This is a genomic window from Candidatus Thiodiazotropha sp. AKIB8 (assembly GCF_058244675.1).
Map to the genome: position 1 here is coordinate 419,635 of NZ_JBSYOO010000029.1, position 19,665 is coordinate 439,299.

At 45.8% G+C, this 19,665-nt stretch carries 26 protein-coding genes; 1 reads left to right on the plus strand and 25 read right to left on the minus strand.

All coding sequences use genetic code 11. From position 1 onward, the window contains the following. Window positions 1-2: 2 nt before the first annotated feature. The 4 genes from AC4IFB_RS08380 to AC4IFB_RS08395 all read right to left on the minus strand — a co-directional run bounded on the left by AC4IFB_RS08380 (window position 3) and on the right by AC4IFB_RS08395 (window position 3,773). Complete coding sequence (locus tag AC4IFB_RS08380) at window positions 3-1,154, minus strand: DUF1513 domain-containing protein (RefSeq protein ID WP_490779925.1); 1,152 nt, start codon at window positions 1,152-1,154, stop codon at window positions 3-5. Between the two features lie 171 nt (window positions 1,155-1,325). Next, entirely contained in the window at window positions 1,326-2,537 is a 1,212-nt protein-coding gene (nifS, locus tag AC4IFB_RS08385) for a cysteine desulfurase NifS (RefSeq protein ID WP_490779926.1), read from the minus strand. A 2-nt stretch (window positions 2,538-2,539) separates the two neighbouring features. Next, window positions 2,540-3,430 (minus strand): Fe-S cluster assembly protein NifU, encoded by an 891-nt coding sequence (gene nifU / locus AC4IFB_RS08390; protein ID WP_490777218.1) that lies wholly within the window; start codon window positions 3,428-3,430, stop codon window positions 2,540-2,542. A 19-nt stretch (window positions 3,431-3,449) separates the two neighbouring features. Beyond that, entirely contained in the window at window positions 3,450-3,773 is a 324-nt protein-coding gene (locus tag AC4IFB_RS08395) for a HesB/IscA family protein (protein WP_490777217.1), read from the minus strand. Window positions 3,774-3,953: 180 nt separating this feature from the next. On the opposite strand from AC4IFB_RS08395, the gene AC4IFB_RS08400 reads away from it, so the two are divergent. Beyond that, window positions 3,954-4,238 (plus strand): nitrogen fixation protein NifZ, encoded by a 285-nt coding sequence (locus tag AC4IFB_RS08400; RefSeq protein WP_490777216.1) that lies wholly within the window; start codon window positions 3,954-3,956, stop codon window positions 4,236-4,238. Between the two features lie 38 nt (window positions 4,239-4,276). On the opposite strand, the gene AC4IFB_RS08405 is transcribed toward AC4IFB_RS08400, so the two are convergent. From AC4IFB_RS08405 to nifK, 21 genes are all read right to left on the minus strand, one after another. Continuing rightward, window positions 4,277-4,654 carry a gamma-glutamylcyclotransferase family protein gene (locus tag AC4IFB_RS08405; protein ID WP_490779927.1) on the minus strand — a complete coding sequence of 126 codons (378 nt, stop codon included), beginning with the start codon at window positions 4,652-4,654 and terminating at the stop codon, window positions 4,277-4,279. Window positions 4,655-4,755: 101 nt separating this feature from the next. Then, the gene (locus AC4IFB_RS08410; protein ID WP_490779928.1) at window positions 4,756-5,106 is read right to left on the minus strand and encodes a hypothetical protein; all 351 of its coding nucleotides are present in this window, start codon (window positions 5,104-5,106) and stop codon (window positions 4,756-4,758) included. A gap of 93 nt (window positions 5,107-5,199) precedes the next feature. Then, window positions 5,200-5,574 (minus strand): hypothetical protein, encoded by a 375-nt coding sequence (locus AC4IFB_RS08415; RefSeq protein ID WP_490777213.1) that lies wholly within the window; start codon window positions 5,572-5,574, stop codon window positions 5,200-5,202. Then, window positions 5,567-6,106, minus strand: coding sequence for a hypothetical protein (locus tag AC4IFB_RS08420; protein WP_490779929.1), 540 nt, complete (start codon window positions 6,104-6,106; stop codon window positions 5,567-5,569). The genes AC4IFB_RS08415 and AC4IFB_RS08420 overlap by 8 nt, the downstream gene beginning before the upstream one ends. Continuing rightward, window positions 6,103-6,429, minus strand: a complete 327-nt coding sequence (locus tag AC4IFB_RS08425; RefSeq protein ID WP_490777211.1) for a (2Fe-2S) ferredoxin domain-containing protein — start codon at window positions 6,427-6,429, stop codon at window positions 6,103-6,105. Before AC4IFB_RS08425 ends, AC4IFB_RS08420 begins: the two co-directional genes overlap by 4 nt. 26 nt (window positions 6,430-6,455) lie before the next feature. Then, window positions 6,456-6,794, minus strand: a complete 339-nt coding sequence (fdxB, locus tag AC4IFB_RS08430; protein ID WP_490777210.1) for a ferredoxin III, nif-specific — start codon at window positions 6,792-6,794, stop codon at window positions 6,456-6,458. 10 nt (window positions 6,795-6,804) lie between these two features. After that, window positions 6,805-7,020, minus strand: a complete 216-nt coding sequence (locus AC4IFB_RS08435) for a CCE_0567 family metalloprotein (RefSeq protein ID WP_490777209.1) — start codon at window positions 7,018-7,020, stop codon at window positions 6,805-6,807. 10 nt (window positions 7,021-7,030) lie between these two features. Continuing rightward, entirely contained in the window at window positions 7,031-7,504 is a 474-nt protein-coding gene (locus tag AC4IFB_RS08440; RefSeq protein WP_490777208.1) for a NifX-associated nitrogen fixation protein, read from the minus strand. A 4-nt stretch (window positions 7,505-7,508) separates the two neighbouring features. Continuing rightward, window positions 7,509-7,994: a SoxR reducing system RseC family protein gene (locus AC4IFB_RS08445; protein WP_490777207.1), complete on the minus strand. Its 486-nt coding sequence runs from the start codon at window positions 7,992-7,994 to the stop codon at window positions 7,509-7,511. Window positions 7,995-7,996: 2 nt separating this feature from the next. Then, window positions 7,997-8,482, minus strand: a complete 486-nt coding sequence (locus AC4IFB_RS08450; RefSeq protein ID WP_490779930.1) for a NifB/NifX family molybdenum-iron cluster-binding protein — start codon at window positions 8,480-8,482, stop codon at window positions 7,997-7,999. Beyond that, a complete protein-coding gene (gene nifN, locus AC4IFB_RS08455; RefSeq protein ID WP_490779931.1) occupies window positions 8,439-9,860 on the minus strand; it encodes a nitrogenase iron-molybdenum cofactor biosynthesis protein NifN in 1,422 nt (473 codons plus the stop codon). Before nifN ends, AC4IFB_RS08450 begins: the two co-directional genes overlap by 44 nt. Next, a complete protein-coding gene (gene nifE, locus AC4IFB_RS08460) occupies window positions 9,857-11,269 on the minus strand; it encodes a nitrogenase iron-molybdenum cofactor biosynthesis protein NifE (RefSeq protein ID WP_490777204.1) in 1,413 nt (470 codons plus the stop codon). Before nifE ends, nifN begins: the two co-directional genes overlap by 4 nt. Before the next feature lie 230 nt (window positions 11,270-11,499). Continuing rightward, complete coding sequence (locus AC4IFB_RS08465) at window positions 11,500-13,257, minus strand: hypothetical protein (protein ID WP_490779932.1); 1,758 nt, start codon at window positions 13,255-13,257, stop codon at window positions 11,500-11,502. A gap of 310 nt (window positions 13,258-13,567) precedes the next feature. Next, window positions 13,568-14,515 carry a hypothetical protein gene (locus AC4IFB_RS08470; protein WP_490777202.1) on the minus strand — a complete coding sequence of 316 codons (948 nt, stop codon included), beginning with the start codon at window positions 14,513-14,515 and terminating at the stop codon, window positions 13,568-13,570. Next, window positions 14,515-15,510 (minus strand): glycosyl transferase family protein, encoded by a 996-nt coding sequence (locus AC4IFB_RS08475; protein ID WP_490777201.1) that lies wholly within the window; start codon window positions 15,508-15,510, stop codon window positions 14,515-14,517. Before AC4IFB_RS08475 ends, AC4IFB_RS08470 begins: the two co-directional genes overlap by 1 nt. A 5-nt stretch (window positions 15,511-15,515) precedes the next feature. Further along, window positions 15,516-16,256: a 4Fe4S-binding leucine-rich repeat protein gene (locus AC4IFB_RS08480; RefSeq protein WP_490777200.1), complete on the minus strand. Its 741-nt coding sequence runs from the start codon at window positions 16,254-16,256 to the stop codon at window positions 15,516-15,518. Between the two features lie 11 nt (window positions 16,257-16,267). Continuing rightward, window positions 16,268-16,534: a DUF6129 family protein gene (locus tag AC4IFB_RS08485; RefSeq protein WP_490777199.1), complete on the minus strand. Its 267-nt coding sequence runs from the start codon at window positions 16,532-16,534 to the stop codon at window positions 16,268-16,270. Beyond that, the gene (locus tag AC4IFB_RS08490; RefSeq protein WP_490777198.1) at window positions 16,531-17,235 is read right to left on the minus strand and encodes a dinitrogenase iron-molybdenum cofactor biosynthesis protein; all 705 of its coding nucleotides are present in this window, start codon (window positions 17,233-17,235) and stop codon (window positions 16,531-16,533) included. The genes AC4IFB_RS08485 and AC4IFB_RS08490 overlap by 4 nt, the downstream gene beginning before the upstream one ends. Window positions 17,236-17,451: 216 nt before the next feature. Further along, a complete protein-coding gene (locus tag AC4IFB_RS08495) occupies window positions 17,452-17,646 on the minus strand; it encodes a 4Fe-4S binding protein (RefSeq protein ID WP_069005825.1) in 195 nt (64 codons plus the stop codon). A 19-nt stretch (window positions 17,647-17,665) separates the two neighbouring features. After that, on the minus strand, window positions 17,666-17,881 hold the full coding sequence (gene nifT / locus AC4IFB_RS08500; protein ID WP_490777197.1) for a putative nitrogen fixation protein NifT: 216 nt from the start codon (window positions 17,879-17,881) through the stop codon (window positions 17,666-17,668). A 127-nt stretch (window positions 17,882-18,008) separates the two neighbouring features. Beyond that, window positions 18,009-19,580 carry a nitrogenase molybdenum-iron protein subunit beta gene (gene nifK / locus AC4IFB_RS08505; RefSeq protein WP_490777196.1) on the minus strand — a complete coding sequence of 524 codons (1,572 nt, stop codon included), beginning with the start codon at window positions 19,578-19,580 and terminating at the stop codon, window positions 18,009-18,011. Between the last annotated feature and the right edge of the window lie 85 nt (window positions 19,581-19,665).

Below are 19,665 nucleotides of genomic sequence, written 5' to 3' on the forward strand. Positions count from 1 at the left end.
ACCTACACAGCTGCGTAAACCAGGTTATGTGAGCCAGCCATATAAGAGATTGGTAAATAGCTGGATTCAACAGGCTCAAATGTCTCTGCATCCAACAGGATCAGATGGGTTGACTTATCATATGTCAGCACAAAATAGCGTTGATCCAAAGTTAAAGAGATTCCCCTGGGAGAGCGATATCGACCATGAATCGCTTTCACTAATTCACCGGTATCGAAGTCCCAAAAAGTCACTAAATCACCTGTTGGATTGGTTGCACCAACAACCATACTTGGCTCGTGAATAGCGACACTTAATGTTTCTCCAACCATCTTTGATCGAATAGGTGCATTCGCCACTCGCAACTGATCTTTTTGAGGGTCGTAAAAGCTGATATTACCCCGCCAATCGATGCTCTGTTTTTTAATGCCATCTCTAGGAGCCGAGACGAGGGCAAGCTTACCTGAACTACTAATCGCAATATGACCGGCATTTAACCCTGGATCACTGACGCTAACCCGGCGTTTAAGTTTACGGTCTTTTGCGCCCACATAAGTGACTGAGGCATAATCTTTCGTTCCTATTGAACCTCCCCCATTACTGAATACCAGTGTCTCTCCATCATCAATGAGATGGCAATCGTGTGGCGCCAAACCATAGCTCGGGAAATCACCAAGCAGTTCGAAACTTTTTCCATCGCGTACGGCAACAACACCACGCATACTCCCATCAGTAACCACTGTCTCAGCTGCATATAAAAGTTGCCCATCGGGGCTGAAAGCACCATGTCCATAGAACTGGCGTTCGGCAGTAGTCTCGATTCTACGTATCATCCGTGCTTCATTTAGGTCAATTTCGCAGCATCCTTTGCCATGTTTCTCAAAAACGACAGCTCGCCGGGCATCTAGAGGATGAGGGGTGATGCCGTGACCAAAAAAATCGATATTATTTATCGTCCTCACTTTTCCATCCGCATCATCCAGATCATAGATGCCGATAAAATAGAGATCATCACCATTTGTTGGATTTTTACCTTTCCCTGGTCCAACTACCCTTCCCAAATGTGCTGTTGAATCTGCCCTTCCAATGCTACAAAAACTGCCAAGTATGAGTCCTGAGGCGGCAGCTGTGCTATCCAAAAGAAATTTTCGGCGGGCTTCATACACTGGTGACATATCAAATCTCCACTCAAATTCGTCTTCTAAGGCTATCTTTGAAGATACCTAATTACTGGCAAGCAATCTTCTGTAAATCTTTTTTCTGCAATACTCGATAATAGTCTCACAAAAAAAAACCGCAGCAAAGCTGCGGTTAAAAGAACGGAGAGGAGAAAACAGTTTTGAGAATCAAGCGTAGTTCGGTGCAAATGCCTTTTCAGGTTCTTCCACTGGGCCATTACCACTCCAATAAGGCGATAGCTTACGCAGTTGATCAATAATAGGCGGCACCGCTTCAATAACACGCTCAACCTCTTCCATAGAGTTATATCGAGAGAGGGAAAAGCGAGTTGATCCATGGGCGGCGGTAAATGGAATATCCATTGCTCTCATTACGTGAGATGGCTCCAATGAACCTGAGGTACAGGCCGATCCGCTTGAAGCGGCTATACCCAGTTTATTCAGAAGTAACAGGATTGCTTCACCCTCGATATACTCGAAAGCGATATTACAGGTATTGGGCAGGCGGTTATTTGGGTCACCGGTTACAAAACAGTGGCTGACCTTCTCCAGGATTCCCTGCTCGAGACGATCGCGCATGGCTTTAACGAAGGATTTTTCATACTCCATCGCTTCCATTGCCATCTCGCAGGCCTTACCCAACGCAACAATAGAGGCGGCATTTTCTGTACCTGCCCTACGACCTCTCTCCTGATGCCCACCTCTGAGAAGAGGACGAAAGCGCACACCCCTTCGCAGATAGAGCACCCCAATTCCTTTAGGTGCATGTAGTTTGTGGCCTGAGAGTGAAAGCATGTCGATGCAAGTATCTTTCAGGTTGATAGGGAGTTTACCAACCGCCTGTACCGCATCAGTGTGGAACAGAACGCCAGCTTGACGCGCCAGCTCAGCCATCTCTTCAACCGGGAAGAGTGTACCACTCTCATTATTGGCCCACATCACGGAAACAATGGCTACATTGTCGGAGAGGAGCTTATAGTACTCTTTAATGTTTAGGCGTCCTTTGCTGTCGACCTTGAGATAGTGAACTGTATAGCCCTCTTTCTCAAGATGCTCACAGAGCGTCAGAACTGCGGGGTGTTCAACAACAGTAGTGATAATCTCTTTACGATCAGGTTGTGCCCTGAGTGCAGAAAGAATGGCCGTTGAGTCAGATTCAGTACCACAAGAGGTAAATATGATCTCTGAATCATGCTCAGCACCCAGCAGAGTCTGTACCTGCTTACGTGCCTTTTTCAATGCACGTCCCACTTTGTCACCGAACTGATGCAAAGATGAAGGGTTGCCGAACTGCTCGGTGAAGTATGGAAGCATCTCTTCCACCACTTCCGGAGCCACCATAGTTGTGGCATTGTTATCCAGATAGATTCCTTCAACCATGATTAACCCTCCATCGCTGCACGGCGAGCCAACTCTTCAGCAGGTAGGACTTGAATGAATTCACCAAGACCTTCTGCAAGATGCTGTTGTATACCACCCAGTGTGGTGGCTGCCATCTGACAACCGGCACAGGCACCAGTCATCTTTACATAAATATATTTACCATCAACCTCGATCAGCTCTACATCACCATGATCGCGTTGCAGGTTGGGACGAATCTCATCCAGCAGCTCTTCAATACGTTTCATGCGCTGCAGGTTGGTCAGTCCGGATTTTGGTTTTTTGATCTCACCAGCTACTGCATTCGGATCAAAGGTTTCACCTTTTTCGGCCAATATACGAGTCAATATCTCTTCTATACCTTCATGGCAGGCAGAGCAGCCACCACCGGCTTTCGTATAATTGGTGACCTCTTCTACCGTGCGCAGGCCATTGGCACGTACGGTATCTTCAATCATGACTTCATCAATGGCGAAACATTTACAGATTAGAGCACCTTCCTCATGGTCATCTTTCCACTCTTCACCTCGATAGTTGGCTACCGCTGCCTGTAGCGCCTCACGCCCCATTACAGAGCAGTGCATTTTTTCCGGTGGCAGGCCATCGAGATAGTCAGCGATATCCTGATTGCTGACATTCAGGGCGTCATCAATATTCATGCCTTTAATGATCTCTGTTAAGGCAGAACTCGATGCAATGGCAGATCCGCAACCAAAGGTTTGGAAGCCGGCATTGAGTATGACCTCACTTTCTGGCTCGACCTCTAATGTCAGTCGCAAGGCATCTCCACAAGAGAGAGAGCCAACATCACCAACAGCGTTTGCGTTCTCAACAGCACCTGCATTTCTTGGGCTAAAGAAATGCTCTTGAACCTTTTCTGAATAGTCCCACATATCTTTGACTCCTGAATGATTAAGCGGAAAATGAGTTGCCGCAACCACAACTGTTGGTAGCGTTTGGATTTTCGAATTTAAAGCCACTTCCGTCCATGCTGTCGAGGAAGTCTACAGTGACTCCGTTTAACATTGGCGCGCTCAGAGGGTCGACAAAAATTTTCAGTTGATCAACCTCGATAACGGTGTCTTCATCATTGGCACTCTCTTCCAGTGCCATGCCGTATTGCATTCCAGAGCAACCACCTCCGGTAACTGAAATTCGTAAGCCCCCTACCGGGGTTTCCGAACCTTGAATGAACCGGCTGATCGCCTTTTGAGCATTTTCGGTAAGTGTGAGCATGGTCGTTTTCTCCGTGGCAAGTCTCTTGCATCTTTAGTTTTTAAGTAGTGTGCAAAGCCTGTGCCATGCTTTTATATTATGGCTTACTTATTGTTTTTTAAGGATTTACCACTTAAATTCATAAAATGTATGTCACATAGGCGACAATCACGAAAACCCTCTTAGGTAATAAACACGACAATGGAAGAAGAGATGACACTCGAACAACTTAGCCCCGGCGACATGATTTTTGCTGCAAGCCATATCTATAATGATGGTGGTATTCCTGACATCCCTATGGATGCGCTTTTGGCCGAACCTGGTACCAAAGGTGTAATTATTGAAACTGGCCATTTGGAGGAGGCACCAGATAGAGTGCTTTACCTGGTACGGTTTGAAGATTCAAAGTTGAATCTTGGCCCCCCTACAGGTTGTTGGCCTGAAGAACTCACAACTTCAAAATTTGAAAAAAGTGATACTGAATGATGAGCAGATTGCTTTGTGCAATTGTGAATGGGTAACAACTATCTCGACCAGCGGCGCCAATATATTTCATCACACCAAACGCCAGTTGAGATAGTTGTTCTTCCCTCCACACGGCCTCTATAGAGATAGATCCATACCATACCCCAGGGTGATGGTATGAGTTCTCTTGTGTAGGTATGAGGATAGCCTTCAAGACGATCAAGCTTTTTCATCGTCAGTGCATCCACTTGATAGATTTCACCCTCAATTGAGGTGCCGCCACCTTTGACAACACCAGGATAACCTCTCAAATGAAACATCTTGTAATGGGGTTGGGTATTATATAGACCAACATAGGTTGCACTAGCGAGCAGGTAATGATTGACCTGGGCTTTTCTCAGAGTACCGTAGATAAATACTTTGGAGGTCGTTTTCATGCTAACGATTAGCGTTCTACCTAAGTGACACTATAGTAAAACATGCTATGACCTTAGAAAAGCCACATTTCATCGCCAATTCAAATTAAAAGCAAGTGCTATTAACCACCAAGAATCAGTTCATAGGCAGAACGCAACAACTCAAGTTCAATCCCTGGCAATCCTCTTGCCTGGGTGAGATCTATGAATTTCGCATTCGATTTTTCTACTATATCAAAGGGCGGATCCATGGTGTTTATATTCACCAACAGGATGTCGATGTTCTCGCCTGGTACCTCAACGGTTTGACGATATTCGCTCTCAAATGCCAATGTATCCTTTTCCAGTCCCAACCTTTTTTCAGTCTCATTCAATATCGCTGCAGGGTGGAAGACCGTATCGGGTCGGGTTGATACAACCGCAGAGAGATTGGGTAAAGGTTCAAATGCGCAAACAGTCTGCTCCTCAAACATGAGGAATCTCGTACGCGCACTAGTAGCCTGCTTATGGTATAGAATAACCCGATGATCCATTAGTTTTTTTCTTAATCTGTAATATGGTTAAAATTATTCAGGTACGGCCAGAAGCCTGGGTTCTGCTCTTATTTCACTACCTTTTCCCCACGCATTAACCGCCTCTACAAACCAATCAGATTTTGTAGGATGGGGTTTGACAATATCATGTTCGACAAAAAAGGTACCATCAGCATGAAACAATAGTGTACCAAGCTTATGACCCTGCTCATTAAGCCAGTCACCAACCAGACTGAACTCACTATTAGAGGGATCTCGTTCGAGGCGATAGCTTGCCTCCTGTGGAGATTTCAAGCTGATTTCAGATTCTGAGAAACCCAGTTTTGTAACCTCTTCATAGAGGCGTTTGTGTACAGTTAAAGCAAGTTTCTCAATTTTGTAAAAACGAACTGCGACTGACTCATCCATCGTTTTCGTCCTCATTAATAGCATCTAAAAGGTCACGTATAACATCTGCACCAACCTGGTCCATAGGATCAAGACGAGAAAGTGCATTCAAGATCGATTGCGCTTCCTCTATGTCGTTTTGACGTAAGCGGATGAAGGCAAGTGCCTTGAGACTGTAGAGGTAACACCTGCCTGGTTTACGAGGATCATTCCAATCTGTGGTATGTGGATGGAGTTGATGCCAATCCTGGTTAAAACCACCCTGCTCCGCCGCAAGCTTGAGAACTATAATTGCCAGTTTTTCTGCTATCTCAGTCTCGCCTTGATAGAAATGAAACTTATATCGTGCGATGAGTACTTCGATCTGTTCTGGTGCAATCTGTTCCGCATGTTTCAGTGCTTCTGAAGAAGCCTCTCTCGAGGAGATCAGGGATGCCGCTTTTTGTAGTTGAGCGTCCGCTTCAGGCTCTATATCAAAACCGAAATGAACCTCATTTCCGACAAGTCGGACTACATTAGACGGATGCCCTGATCCACTCGAATTCTGATTCAATCCCAGAACTCCTTAGCAACTTTTAACCGCTCTATTGGCTGGTCATTCTGAAGGTGTTCATCATATATGGCTGCCACATCAACTTTTGATACTCCGCCATACATCACGCCTTCAGGATAGACAAGTACAGAAGGGCCTTCGCTACAAGGTCCCAGGCAACTTGTTGTGGTGACCTGTACTTGATCAAAAAGTTGACGCTCCTGTAAGTGCCAGAAGAACTCCTCAGCAACCTCAGCGCACTTTTTTTGGCTGCATGAGGGTCTTGGGTGCCCTAGTGGGCGATCTTGTACACAGACAAAGACATGTTTTTTAGGTTTAGGCATATTGCTACTCCTGCCGTTGATTCAGATCATGCAACAGCAGTCTGGGGTTCATGTGTAAAACAGTTTTTAGGACAGATACGCGCACAAGATCCGCAACCAATACAGTCCAAGCTGTTTTTCAGACTCATTACCATCGCGGTATCATCTGAAAAACCATCATCATCATCGTCACCATAATCGTCGTCATCATAATCATCATCGTCCAGGAGTTCTTCAACATCTTCCCGTTCAATAAGGTCGAACACTTCACGCGGACAAACCTTGAAACAACGACCGCAACCAATGCAGTCCTGCTGATTGATATCCATAACAAAGGCAGGCGTGTACTCTTCACCACCTCGTGTCAAACCTGTAATCATCGACATAAAACTATCCTCAATTCATCTCTTCTTCAGCTGCCTTGTAGGCGGCTACAGCATCTGCCCAGGCCTGACAAGCATCGTATGTTGCTTGTGCTATCGCTGGGATCTCTTCAAACGCCGCTGGTAAGCGGTCTTCCACCAGGTCGTGAAGCTCACCGGCTTTTTCAGTCGCGATGCGCTTTGCTCTTTTGGTCGCCTTGAGCATGGCTTTGAGCTCTTCTTCAGTCATCGCCTACTCCTTACATCCCTGCAACTTTAGGATTTTGACCAATAATTTCTAATGCCACTGATAACAGTTTGTCTGCTTCATCTTTCATTTTTGAAAGAGATGCAAAACCAAACCTATGGACATCACGCAGTGTTTTGTCCATGACCACTAATTTACCCACTGTAATAAGTGCCCGCCCAAAACCTTCATGGCTAAGGTTCAGCAGTGGTACAGCCATCAAGCCGCACTCTTTTTCGATCATGGCAGATATCGCATTATAAAAAGCTTTAAGTCTTGCCATGGTAATCTCATCCGGATCACCAATAACTGGAATCTCACGCTTTTTCTCTTTTGTCAGAACAAAGGGCTCCAGTATTTTGGCTATGGACCAATCATCGTAAGTGCCATAAGTGTCGATTGCGCGCATCTGGCGCACCATTTCCCGGGCAAAATCAGTCTCCAGGACAGGATCGTCATCGCTAATCAGCATAACTGCCTCATTCATCAGTTTAACTCCTCAAATGTTTCGGGAATACGACATGCTTGTAACCATTTTCAACTACTTTCAGTAGCTGAGGTCCATATGCTTGCCGCGAAAGATCCGTTTTTGTATACCAGCGAACTCCCACCAGCCCTACCAGCAAACCGGCCAGTGCAAAAAGAGTCTGCATGCCGTCATCGATTCCAATAGCGCTGCCCAGCAATGTTGCGGCCAGCATAAATACCAAGGGGACGAGATAGGCCAACACCGAGGCTCTTGCTATCAATCGTCCAGGCACACCAATTACCACCTGATCACCGGCTTTCGCCTGCATCGTGTTAGCTAGCTTCAATCTGTTTCTCTGCACACCAAAAAGACGCGCAACAACCGCAGTTGTACAGTTTGAACTTGAGCAGTGTGAACATCCGCTTCTGGCTTCCGTTTCCACCAAAATTTTTTCACCAACCACCTCGACTACACGACCTTGCTCTTCAAGCATCTCCTCGGTCTGCATGGCTATTCCTCCCAACCTTCCTGTTCCATATCATCGAAACGAGAAGGGTCAACTGGTGCTGTGCTCTTTATTGCCCTTGCCAGCCAACTTCCTGGTCCATCACGAAGTTCCTGCTGCAATGCTTCAAGCAGTGAGGCGATTGACGCCCCAGGTGAAATCTTTACCGGTTGTATGCCTTTTAATTTCAACTGATTGATTGCTGATGCACCAACAGCTTGGCTGTACACTGCAATACAGCCTTCCAATGCATTGATCTTGGCTACCAATTTGTCTTCATTACCATCCATATCCAACATGCCGAACTCGACTGCTTCAACAAAGCAGGCCTTTTCCTGATCCAGGGCATAGATAGCGAAAGACTGGGCAGCACCAAAGTGCTGATCCACTCGCTTCATATCACTTGTGGCAAATGCAACTTTTAGTGCTGTTGCCATCCAACCATCCTCAGTGGTGCAGCCCACGAGTTGCAATCGTCTCGTTATGCTCATTTACCACCTCCAGGTAGTCTCTCTTTTGTGCGTATATGGAACGATAGGGAGAGATCTCCCCCTTTTCCAAAGTGAGCATGATGTTGGCTAAATCAAAGAGTGTTTGGCGACTACCCCGGTATCCTATCCATGTCTTTTGATAGCCACCCAGGAAGTCGTATTGTGGAAAGCCGGCACGTAGCAGAGGTATACCTAATCGCTGCGCACTTTCTGTACCATGTGAGTTGGTAATCAGTATCTCTGCCCCACCCTCTTTAGCCATTATTTCTAAGTCTTCAAGATCACCAATCTTGACCTTTTCTGAAGCTACTGTTTTCAATGATGGTGCATTTACTGGCGCTACAGCGGCCACGGTTTCTGCACCAACACCGGCTAACATCTGACTCAGGGCAACCAGGTGATCAGGATCGGCGGCCAAAGCAAACCGTGACATGCCCAGCATAAAGTGACAGTCCAGCATTGCATCCTGCAGCTGGGCACGTTGTCGCTCTAATTTTGCTGGGACAGGTTCTTCAGAAATCTTGTGCAGTGTATCGATAAAGGTATCAACTGCTTCCAGCCCCATAAGATGTCCAATTCGGTGATCGGGCACTCCTGTCAAGTCATGCAACATGTCTGCTGCTTTATTCAGTGCATCTCCGATGACTAAGGTTGCCTTGGCATCTCCCAAGGTCAAGAGCTCTGAGATATCTGTTCCACCAATAGTTAATGGTGAAAAATCATCTTCACCTAAATGACCATCCAAAGAATCAGATAAATCCGGTATCACAACTGGTCGTAAATTGAATGACTCAATGATCTCCTTCAGCTCCTCCAGATCACCTGGGGTCAGGGATGGACCTACCAGTACATTCACCTGCCTTTGACGTCTTCCAGGAGATGTACTGGCATCACTGGCAGAGGGAACGATTGTTTTGATGATGGCTTCAACCGCTTTTGCAAAACCGCTTTCGAGACAGCCGCTATAGTCAGGTGTGGTGACAGGCACCACTGGAATGTTATCGAATTGTGGATTTTGATCACGAAACATCTTAACCGCCATGCGCACATCGCTGCCCTGTGTCTCGGAGAGTCCTGTGGTTGGCACACCCAACAAAGAAGGTTTGTTTTTCTCAGCTATTGTTTTAAGTCCTTCTACAACACTATCTTCTGATCCCATAATGGTTGTGACCTGATCCATTGCCGTAGTCTGAAGCGGGATAGGTTCACGAAAGTGGCGCACAAAAAAGACCTTGCCAAACGCAGTGCAACCCTGAGAACCATGCAGCATGGGTATAGAGCGGCGAAAACCTAGAAAGGCGAGAGCTGCACCCAGGGTCTGGCTAGCTTTCAAAGGACTCACTGAGAGTGCTTTATTACGTTTGATAATCTCGGTCATGACTTGGCCTCCTGACTTTGTGAGGAGGAAGATGATGACAACCAGGGAGCAGGCGTACGCACCTGCGCCCAGATCGGACTTTCAATAGTCAGCACCAGTTGACGCGCCAGCTCAACCATCCCCTGGTAGCCGGCATATCCAAATTCACGTTCCTGGTTGATATCTAGAAAGGGAATGCGTGCTTTTAATGCAGTGTACATATTTCGTCCACCTGCGATCAGCACGTCGACGTTCTTATCATGCACGATATTGATCAATGCACGGGGATTGCCTTCTTCCAACATAACAGCATCCTCGCCCATCAACTCTCTGATACGGGCTTTATCCTCTTCTGTGGACTTCTTGGTACCTGTGGCAACGACGTCCATGCCGAGATCCTGTAGTGCCGCTATTACAGACCAGGACTTGACACCGCCGGTATAGAGCAAGACTCTACGACCACGCAGCTTTTTTCGCCATGGCTCAAGTTGTGCATCGATTTTAGCCTCTTCTCGAGCGATCAATGCCTCTGTTCTCTGGCTGAGATCTTCATCATCAATCAATCGAGCAAAATCCCTTAGTGCTTGAGAGACATCACGCACACCATAGAAACTGCCTTCAAACCAAGGGGTATCAAAGGCATCCTGCAACTTACGAGCTACATTAATCATTGCCTTTGAGCAGACCATCATGTTGGCAGAAGAGCGGTGCATGGTCTGCACCTCACGATAGCGGGCGTCTCCTGATAAGGTGCACAGCACACGCAGCCCGAGTTCATCGAGCAGAGGCAGGACATGCCAGAGTTCTCCAGCGATATTGTATTCACCAATCAATGCAACATCGTGAACCTTGATTCCTTCTCGAATTGCATCTTCCGGCAGTGGATCAGGTTCTCGGGTACCACAAACATACTTGACCATGGATTCGCCAGCGATGCGGTTACCAAGGTTTTTGGTACCGTAGAATCCTGCCGCATCGACCGGCACCACTGGTGTTCCCCAACGGGTCTCAGCAGCTTTGCAAACTGCCTCTATATCATCACCCACCAACGCGGGAACGCAAGTATTGTAGACAAAAACTGCTGATGGTGAATAACTCTCTACAGCTTGTTTGATGGCATGAAAGAGGCGTTTTTCACCACGCCCCATAATCACATCCTGTTCCGTCAGGTCAGTTGTCATACCAATTCGAAAAAGACGTGAACCGCTCGATCTCGTGCCTCGGTTGTCCCATGAACTACCAGCGCAGGCAATTGACCCATGAACGATATGAGCGACGTCAGCTATGGGTAGCAGAGCAATTTGTGCACCGTCAAACGCACATCCACCTGCTGTTGCACCAGGTTTCGGCTTGGCACAACCAGATTTGGACTTCTTGTTGTGGGCGCATGCCGGTTCATCAAGAAGAGCGGCTATCTCTTTCTGTTTCATGTTATGGTCATGACTCCAAAAGGTTTGATAGATAGCCTTATGCAATCGATATGCCACAACGCATCTTATTGTTTATTAATACTTATTTTGAATGTTCTTTTGTAACAAACCCGACAATTTGTACTGTTTGTAGGGACCCTCATACAGTTAAGTTGCCTGTAGAGCCTCAGTTTGTCTGACAAATTCTCTTCAAACCGCACCAAAAGAGTGCTTTAATGCCTGGAAAGCTACTAAATAGGCGTCAACATCGCACAGGTACCAGGATGCAGATGATAGTGATGCTTGGCTGGAGGGGTTGTTTTGATACCTTCGATATCAGTTATTATATGGAAGCCATCTACCAGAACCTTCCACTTACCATTGGGGAGCAGAAAGTTTACCCCGCTTTGACTTCCATTCATTAAGATCAGTAGCCTATGCTGGTCTCTATTTAAATTTATGAATTTGCGAGGCTCCCTTAGAAGATAACCTATTGCATTTACATTATCGTTATGTGGGAAGCCTGTTGGATAGATCCAATCAATATCCCAGCCACTCTTTTTATGGTCATTTGCCTTTAAATGGCCTGTATATCCAAAGTGATTGAACTTCTTTCGCAACGCAACCAACCCGGAGACAGCTTTAACAAGATCACTGTTTTGTTGAGCACTATCCCAATTGAGTCGATTAAGATCGGGGCGATTGTAGCTGTTATCATACCCTTGCTTCGAATAGAGCATTTCACTGCCCTCGCCCAACATCGGTATCCCCTGTGAAGTCAATACTAGAAAGATACCAAGGAAAACTCTATGTTTATCACCCTTGACTATGTCAGCCAGAGTCTTTCCATCGTGACAGGAGAGATAGTTGATACTCTGCTGTGGTCTTAAGGACCAACCACCATCATCAATGTGACTCCCTACTATCCCTCTCATCAAGAGATCTCGATTATGGAAGTCACCTGTGCCATTAATAAATGTTCTACCAGATTCACGAAAATCATCATTCCAAATCGACCAACGGGTTCTAGAAAAAAGAGTGCTCATTTCCTGCTTACCCCATTGCGAGCCAGAAAGCGCCCAGGGCTCAGCAATGAGATAAATTCTATTTGGAAGGCGTCTGTCAATTTCAATCATGGTTTGTATATCATGCAGTGCGCCAAGATCGAACCGGAAGCCATCAAACCGAAAATGTTTCACCAAGTAAAGCAGTGAATCCAGTATCATTTTCCTGATATGTGGGTCTTCTGTTTTAACACTGGCTCCACACCCAGAACCTTGACAAAAGCTACTATTATCCAGCTTTCTATATACAACATCCTCTCCCCAGGCTTTTACCCAGAGTTCTGCACCATGATTAAAGACAACATCCAGGATCACCGGTATTCTTCGTTCATGTAATCGATCCACCAATTGCATGACTTCATGATTGACACTCTCTTTGACTGATGCAAAATCATACCTGAATGCATGATAGCTGATTGAATAGTAGCCCCAGTCCTGCCCTAGCTGCTCATCATTGAGATGCAGGGGTAGAAATTCAACCGCAACATTAAGTTTCTGAAGATAGTCAACTACATAATCTGATTTAGCACCTAGGTAGGTTCCTCTGTGTTTCTTATTAGAGAGGAGAGTGCTTTTATCTCGTGTCAGGGCTGGTAGATGAGTTTCGTATATAACGATATCTTTAAAAGGGGGTGTACGAAATTTAATATGCCCATTTCGTGGCTTAATTTGTGATAAATATCCCTTGTATTCACCATCGACTTTTTCTATTCGTCTTGCAGATGGGTCAATTACTTTTTTTGTTTTACCATTCTCCACAACCTTAAAATGGTAGGAGATATTTTCCAGGTCAGTGTATGGAAAATAGTGTTTTATCGTCCAGTATCCGTGACCATCACACCTCATCGGTAAAGTAAGGTTTTGACTCTCTATTACCAGAGATACGCCTTCGGATTTTGGACTATAAAAAACAATTCTATATCTAGTTCGGAATAACTTAATCATAGGAATCTTATGTTTGACGCCTGACGAATACGCCATTGTTAGATATGGATTTTCTACCTCGATGGCTCCGAAGCATATCAGAATATTCAGGACAATATGCCGCACAAACCAATCCAGCATATTTATTGAGTGCAGACAAGAGTGTTGATCATTTAAAATTGACTACCCTATGCCAGAGCAGCACAAAGCAAGCCATTGATAATTAAACAATCTTGACTGATTTAAGGAGTGTAATATTCCTTAGCCTGTAATCTTCCCTGGTATCCACCCTCTTTTAAGGGCACCTCGATCACTATTCGAGAGGCAATTTCTATACGCCGTAGGGGTTTGCTTCCCATTCGCGCAATACTTGTAAATCTCTGGGAGGCAGATAGTCAAAGGCCCCCATCTGATCCTTTAAAACAGCTTCGGCTAATGTATAGTTGTCTGATTTACTACTCAACATATTAAAAAACCAGGCAAATGGATATCCGACCTGACGATCATAACCATGAATGGCATTAGCCAATTCTGATCCATGCGGGGAATCGGTCAATCTGGCAATTGTCTGATTACCCTGAAAGGTAGTGTAGGGTTTAGCACTGAGTTGAAATTCACCATCGCTGTCCTGATACTCTCTTAGGGCCAAGATCCAATGCTTACAAAACACATTCTGTGCCCCAGCGCTGCTTACCTGCCAATCTTTAAAGAACCGTTTTAGGTTTTTAATAGAACGATTTTCCTTCGCTTTCTCTGACACTAAACCTTCAATAGGCGTAATGCGCCGGAATTGCAGATAAGCGCTACTGATCGGCTCTGGCTCGAGACGAGGATAATCCAGTGGGTCGAGAAACTCCTCCAGGCTTTCAGGAAACCAGTCTCTCTCAACTAACGGTCTATCCAATACCTCTTGCAGCTCTTCGATTTCCAACTGCACAAACTGTTCAGGAGCATCCCCGTGGGTCGCAGTAAAATAGTGTGTTTTTCCTGCCAAACGGGTAGCAAAGTAGCCGGCATCAATATAGTCGGTGATGAGATTATCGATATCACCTGCAGAGGTTGTCTCTGCCCATTGAGCAATATTCTGTGCTATCGGCTGATAGTCCGAGTCTACAACACCACCCAATCGATACCAGTTACCCCGTGTAATCACATGAGAAAAGTTAAGATCCGGCATCAACTTGTTGATCTCACTATACAGTCCCTCAATACCTTCACTGATATCGTAAGAGAGAACAAGCATGGCAAGCTCTTCAGGTTTAGCAAACGGGGCACTCATTAAACAGCCTCCTGAGCTACAAAACTATGATGCCTATCACGCCACCAGGAGTCTGCCAACTCATGAGCTTTAGTCTCGGTATCGACAAGCCTGAGTGATCTGATGACTAACGCCAGCGTACCAGTTACTGCCAACTTCCCGTAAATATCTTCAGCTTCTCCATCCCATACCGATCTAAAGTGGTTCAGATTGAGACGCTCTTGTTTGACCTGCAGGCCTGGTTTGACACGATAGGGCCATGTCTCCAGCCAATCCTTGCCATCTGTCACTCCATTGAGTTCGACAGCACGGTCGGGAATGCGCTCAAATTCACCGCCCTCCCCTTTGCAAATCAAGCAATTCGGCTGCTCTAGTAATAGTGCTGCCTGTTGGTGAATTGCCGCGAAATTGGGATGGAACACTCCCATCAGACTAAGAGGGGCAGATAGAGGATTTAACATTCTTACTACAGTATGCAGAGGCGGACGCAGACCAAAAAGATCACGTGTTGCTATCAATTGTGTCGCTAGTGGCGATAACTTGCTGATTGGCAGGTACGAAAACCCCTGGTCAGCGAGTTGTTTTTGAGCCTCTGGCATAGAGTTGGCAGCCGTCATATCCAGGGCATCCAGTGCTTCTGGAACATATACTCGATCATCGCTACGACTCATCCCATGCATGAACACTGGATAGCCGCGTCTTGCCACAATCAATGCCGCAAGCAGAAACCAGGGTAGTTGTCTTTTTTTACCCGCATAGGCAGCCCAGTCTACGGCTGGTGCAGGTGATTGATTTGCTATGGGTAAACTATCTTTTAGCGCTTGTGTAAATCCAGCAACCTCTTCTGCCGTCTCTTCCTTGACACGCATCAGCATCATAAATGCACCGATTTGCTCTGGTTCAACATCATAGCAAGCAATCATATTCATCGCCTCGTATGCCTCTTCGCGAGACAGAGGACGCATGCCATTCTTTCCCTTCCCTAGTATCTGAATATATTTTGCAAACGGATGCATTTGACTTAATCCTGTTGTTCCGAAAGGCGCTCTTCCGCGACATGCCTTACATCATCATCTTCATCGTCTAGCATTTGAGGTAACAGTTTGACCGGTACCCGTTGACAGGCTACTAAACGAACTCGCCAATCGCTATCACTCAGTAATGGTTCAAGCCCATCTTTGTCATGACGTTCTGCGACGACCAAACGCACCTCAGGTGCTGAGTCATTCATCATCAATCCAATACTTTCCACAGGTAGGCGTGAAGCAACTGTTTTTCGTACATCCCGATCGGGGTCTAGAATCATTCTAAACAACCTGCCAGGCAGAATTCGCTTGGCTACCATGTGTCTGACCATATAGTCTTCATCCTTGACCATATTTTCCAACAGTTCAATCGGCAGTCTATCTGCAACAGTAATCCTGACCTCTCTGTCAGGATCGTTGATTAAAGGTTGGAGTTGATCAACTGGTATTCGATATGCCAGAACCCTACGAACCACTTCATCGGGATCATCAAGCATCTGCAGCAAACGTTGCTGTGATAAGTAACGAGCAGCAATTGCACGTCTTTCCCAAAATTCATCACCAGCATAAACTTCTGCCAGATCCGGGTTGAATTGGAAGAATCGCGCGATCTGCCTTCCGCTCATTGCGCGTACGCAGACATCGCCGGGGTTACACCTTCCCGACTTTAGTCTGTCCTCCCGGTGAGGACAGGTGCTGCAATCAGCAGTAGGTGTTCCTACATTTTCCTTTGCCATCAATTCTTCTGTCACGCTTCTTCTATCTCAGCAACCACAATACCTGTAGCCGCATCCAAATCTTGAGTAAAACTTAGGCAATGATTGCGACTATCGATCAAATAGAGATTGAATAAATCTGACTCGTGTAGAGGTGATGCAGCAATAACATCATCATCCATACAGTAGGTAAAGTGTATCTCAGGAAACTGTTGACGTAGCTCAATAACAGCTGACTCATCAACTGACCGCTGTGTCAATAAGTTTCCAATATTCTCTACTTGCGCTTGAGTGATCATGCCTCAAGTTCCTGCTCAAAGCGAATACGTTGCTCTGGATCCTGCCCCATCACCTTTGCCAACCAAGGTGATGCATCATCACCGATAACAGTTTGCAGTGATTGTATTTCATCACTGATAGGTCCTGCTTGGGGCTTTTTGATCGGATGCAGACCAGCCCGTACAACTTTGGCTGCTGCTGGCCCACCAATAGAGCCGACAAAGAGTAACTGACAATCGTCGATCAAACTTACACGATACGCATTTTTATCTTCAACATCTGCATTTTGGTCGACTGTTCTGATATCGACTAATCGACTTGAATCTGATGAGATCTGATAGATAAGAAATCGACGACATGATCCAAAATGGCCATCCAGCATTTCAGACTTATTGGAAGCGAAAGCAACCCGAATACTGTTCGGCATATCCCCTTCCTGGTACGCCTCTATCTCGGGCAGAGGCTCGCTGACGATACTATTTTCGCCTTTAAGAGATGCTAGTGCTGATTTGATTGCTGCAGTATCACAATCTGCAAATTCACCATCTGCAGCAGACTTAAGATCTTTCACCTTAAGTGACGATAGTTTTTTAGCGGTCGGAGGAAGACCGACGGCATCAGCGAGAACTCGAAGTAAACGAGCTGGATCAGTATCCGGCAACTCTCTTGCAGCCAAACCGATACGTAATGCAATCTCCTCAGAGATGGGTGAAGCGCTCATATATCACTCCTAAGTTTCTCGTAGATGTTAAATTTGAACATCCACTTGTTTGATTGCTGTCCATCGTCCCTGAAGGACTAAACTAAACTGCAAATGACGCTAATCACCACAAACACCAGCAATATTAATGCATATCAGATCCAATACATCCAATAGTTGTATCTGTGATGATTGGCGTACATTTAGCGTCAATTTGTCTCTGAAAACTATTTCTGCTTACACTGGAATGATGCAGTCATCTTCCATGCAGACATCAAGACATTGAGGAACATCGTGGTCACCATCACACTCAGTACAGGTTTCCTCCTCAATTTTATATACCCCTTTGAATGGCACAATCGACTGAGTCGGACAAACCGGCTCACAATCACCACATGCGGTACAAATATCTCTTACTATTTGAAAAGCCATGACAATCTCCTAATTACTACTATTCGGCACGTTTAAAACGTAAAGTTGTAGGAAAAGATGGAGGTGGGCTGATTGGATCGATGTAATACTTTGTACCATCGGTCAACTCGACCTCTCCGCCCCACTCGGTTTCAGTATCTTTCTCTACTTTCGCAATCTCATCTTCCTGATCTTTTTTCGCGATGTAGAATAAAAGCGCACCATTATCTTTCACGCGTATCATTACATTGGGCACGGTGGTTACCTCACTTCATTTATCAAATAGAGTATTTGAATATCAGTTCAGAGTTGAGCGGCGGGTTATCACCCGCCGCCGTTCAACTCAGAAGGTAACACTCAAAACTCGTGCTACCCAAGGGGAATTAACGTACCAGGTCGTAGTTGTAGTCAGTGGTACCCATACCGCGAGTCTCTTCGTCAAGACGCTCAAGTACAGAGTTAACCAACATCTTCAACATATACATAGCACCTTCATAGCCCAGGGTTGTGTCACGATGCATGTGATGGCGATCAAAGATCGGAAAGCCAATGCGAATCAGAGGTACTTCATGCTCTTTACCCTTGTGCAAAGTATCACGTTGGATGAACTTGCCGTAAGAGTTACCGATCATGAAGTCAGGCTTGTTGGTGAACATCAGTGAACGGAAGTGCCACAGATCCTTACCAATGTGAACTTCGCTGTTCTGCCCATAGGGAGAGTCAGCCAAGATTTTTTCCATCGCCTTTTTCCAACGCTTATTGGCATGATTACAGAGAACCTGAGTTGGCTCAGCACCCAATTCGAGTAAGAACTTGGTCATACCCATGACGAAGTCAGCATCACCGTAGAGTCCGAACTTCTTACCGTGTAGCCAAGCATGACTATCGGTCATCATGTCAACCAGAACCCCACGCTCACGAGTCAAAGACTCAGAAATCGGTTTGCCAGTGAGCTCAGAGATTTTCATCAAGAAAGCGTCAGTAGCTTCCAATCCCATCGGAATCGCAACATCTGAGGCAGGGTGCTTCCAGGTGTTTTTGGTAAATTTACGACTCTTAACTGACTGCCAAGGCTGCAGGTAGAGTGTATCTATAGCATTCGGTGCATCCTTGACCTCATCGATTGTAGTACCGCCATCATACAGACGGAATTCACCGTCTGCAGGTGTGTCAAGCACATCTGTAGGATCACACAGCAGGCTATAATCAACATCCATCTCTTCCATCATGCGTTTCATGACACGATAGTTTCCGAGATAGGTCTCGAAGCCAGGTACAATATTGATTTTACCATTGCTACCAACTTCTTTGTCTTCCATGTAGTTCAGCGTGAAGTAACGCTGAATACCTTCAAACATGTTGTCCCAACCCGTTGTATGGGAGCCAACAAAACTTGGAGTATGTGCAAATGGTGTTGGAAACTCTTCCTCAATATGCCCCTCTTTCTTGGCATTACCAATGAAAGCATTCAGGTCATCACCGATAACCTCAGCCATACAAGTGGTAGAGACAGCAATCATCTCTGGCTTGTAGAGTGCTTTAGCATTTTCCAGGCCAGCGAACATATTTTTCTGTCCACCAAATACTGCCGCGTCTTCAGTCATTGAGTCAGAAACACAAGCTACTGGCTCTTTGAAATGACGATTAAAGTAAGTACGGAAATAGGCTACACAACCCTGTGAACCATGCACATAAGGCAGAGTCTTTTCGAAACCCAGAGCGCAAAGTACTGCGCCAAGAGGTTGGCAGGCTTTGGCCGGGTTAACAGTCAGGGCAGAACGGCTGAAGTTCAGCTCTTTATACTCTTCAGTGGTTGTCCACTGGAAAACCTCCTGAATTTTTTCATCAGGGTGTTTCTCTTCGAAATTTTCCTGTTTGTTTTTCAGTGTCTCAATGTATTCGTCAGTACGAAACAAGGGATAACTGGGTTTGATGTCATCGACAACTTGGCTCATGATATTTCTCCTACCGCGCCACTAATCTGTGGACAAGCGGTTGGTTAAGTTTGAATCTGGTTGTTCATTTCCGGTGATCGATTTA

Excerpts from the sequence above, each read along its gene's own strand:
- AC4IFB_RS08445 (WP_490777207.1), bottom strand. The coding sequence starts at position 7,994 with ATGCAGACCGAGGAGATGCTTGAAGAGCAAGGTCGTGTAGTCGAGGTG.
- AC4IFB_RS08480 (WP_490777200.1), bottom strand. The coding sequence starts at position 16,256 with ATGGCAAAGGAAAATGTAGGAACACCTACTGCTGATTGCAGCACCTGT.
- AC4IFB_RS08485 (WP_490777199.1), bottom strand. The coding sequence starts at position 16,534 with ATGATCACTCAAGCGCAAGTAGAGAATATTGGAAACTTATTGACACAG.
- AC4IFB_RS08400 (WP_490777216.1), top strand. The coding sequence starts at position 3,954 with ATGGAAGAAGAGATGACACTCGAACAACTTAGCCCCGGCGACATGATT.
- nifU (WP_490777218.1), bottom strand. The coding sequence starts at position 3,430 with ATGTGGGACTATTCAGAAAAGGTTCAAGAGCATTTCTTTAGCCCAAGA.
- AC4IFB_RS08435 (WP_490777209.1), bottom strand. The coding sequence starts at position 7,020 with ATGACTGAAGAAGAGCTCAAAGCCATGCTCAAGGCGACCAAAAGAGCA.
- AC4IFB_RS08380 (WP_490779925.1), bottom strand. The coding sequence starts at position 1,154 with ATGTCACCAGTGTATGAAGCCCGCCGAAAATTTCTTTTGGATAGCACA.
- AC4IFB_RS08410 (WP_490779928.1), bottom strand. The coding sequence starts at position 5,106 with ATGTTTGAGGAGCAGACTGTTTGCGCATTTGAACCTTTACCCAATCTC.
- AC4IFB_RS08405 (WP_490779927.1), bottom strand. The coding sequence starts at position 4,654 with ATGAAAACGACCTCCAAAGTATTTATCTACGGTACTCTGAGAAAAGCC.
- nifE (WP_490777204.1), bottom strand. The coding sequence starts at position 11,269 with ATGAAACAGAAAGAGATAGCCGCTCTTCTTGATGAACCGGCATGCGCC.
- AC4IFB_RS08395 (WP_490777217.1), bottom strand. The coding sequence starts at position 3,773 with ATGCTCACACTTACCGAAAATGCTCAAAAGGCGATCAGCCGGTTCATT.
- AC4IFB_RS08490 (WP_490777198.1), bottom strand. The coding sequence starts at position 17,235 with ATGAGCGCTTCACCCATCTCTGAGGAGATTGCATTACGTATCGGTTTG.
- fdxB (WP_490777210.1), bottom strand. The coding sequence starts at position 6,794 with ATGTCGATGATTACAGGTTTGACACGAGGTGGTGAAGAGTACACGCCT.
- AC4IFB_RS08450 (WP_490779930.1), bottom strand. The coding sequence starts at position 8,482 with ATGAGCATAACGAGACGATTGCAACTCGTGGGCTGCACCACTGAGGAT.
- AC4IFB_RS08470 (WP_490777202.1), bottom strand. The coding sequence starts at position 14,515 with ATGAGTGCCCCGTTTGCTAAACCTGAAGAGCTTGCCATGCTTGTTCTC.
- AC4IFB_RS08425 (WP_490777211.1), bottom strand. The coding sequence starts at position 6,429 with ATGCCTAAACCTAAAAAACATGTCTTTGTCTGTGTACAAGATCGCCCA.
- AC4IFB_RS08440 (WP_490777208.1), bottom strand. The coding sequence starts at position 7,504 with ATGAATGAGGCAGTTATGCTGATTAGCGATGACGATCCTGTCCTGGAG.
- AC4IFB_RS08475 (WP_490777201.1), bottom strand. The coding sequence starts at position 15,510 with ATGCATCCGTTTGCAAAATATATTCAGATACTAGGGAAGGGAAAGAAT.
- nifS (WP_490779926.1), bottom strand. The coding sequence starts at position 2,537 with ATGGTTGAAGGAATCTATCTGGATAACAATGCCACAACTATGGTGGCT.
- nifK (WP_490777196.1), bottom strand. The coding sequence starts at position 19,580 with ATGAGCCAAGTTGTCGATGACATCAAACCCAGTTATCCCTTGTTTCGT.
- AC4IFB_RS08465 (WP_490779932.1), bottom strand. The coding sequence starts at position 13,257 with ATGATTAAGTTATTCCGAACTAGATATAGAATTGTTTTTTATAGTCCA.
- AC4IFB_RS08415 (WP_490777213.1), bottom strand. The coding sequence starts at position 5,574 with ATGGATGAGTCAGTCGCAGTTCGTTTTTACAAAATTGAGAAACTTGCT.
- AC4IFB_RS08495 (WP_069005825.1), bottom strand. The coding sequence starts at position 17,646 with ATGGCTTTTCAAATAGTAAGAGATATTTGTACCGCATGTGGTGATTGT.
- nifN (WP_490779931.1), bottom strand. The coding sequence starts at position 9,860 with ATGACCGAGATTATCAAACGTAATAAAGCACTCTCAGTGAGTCCTTTG.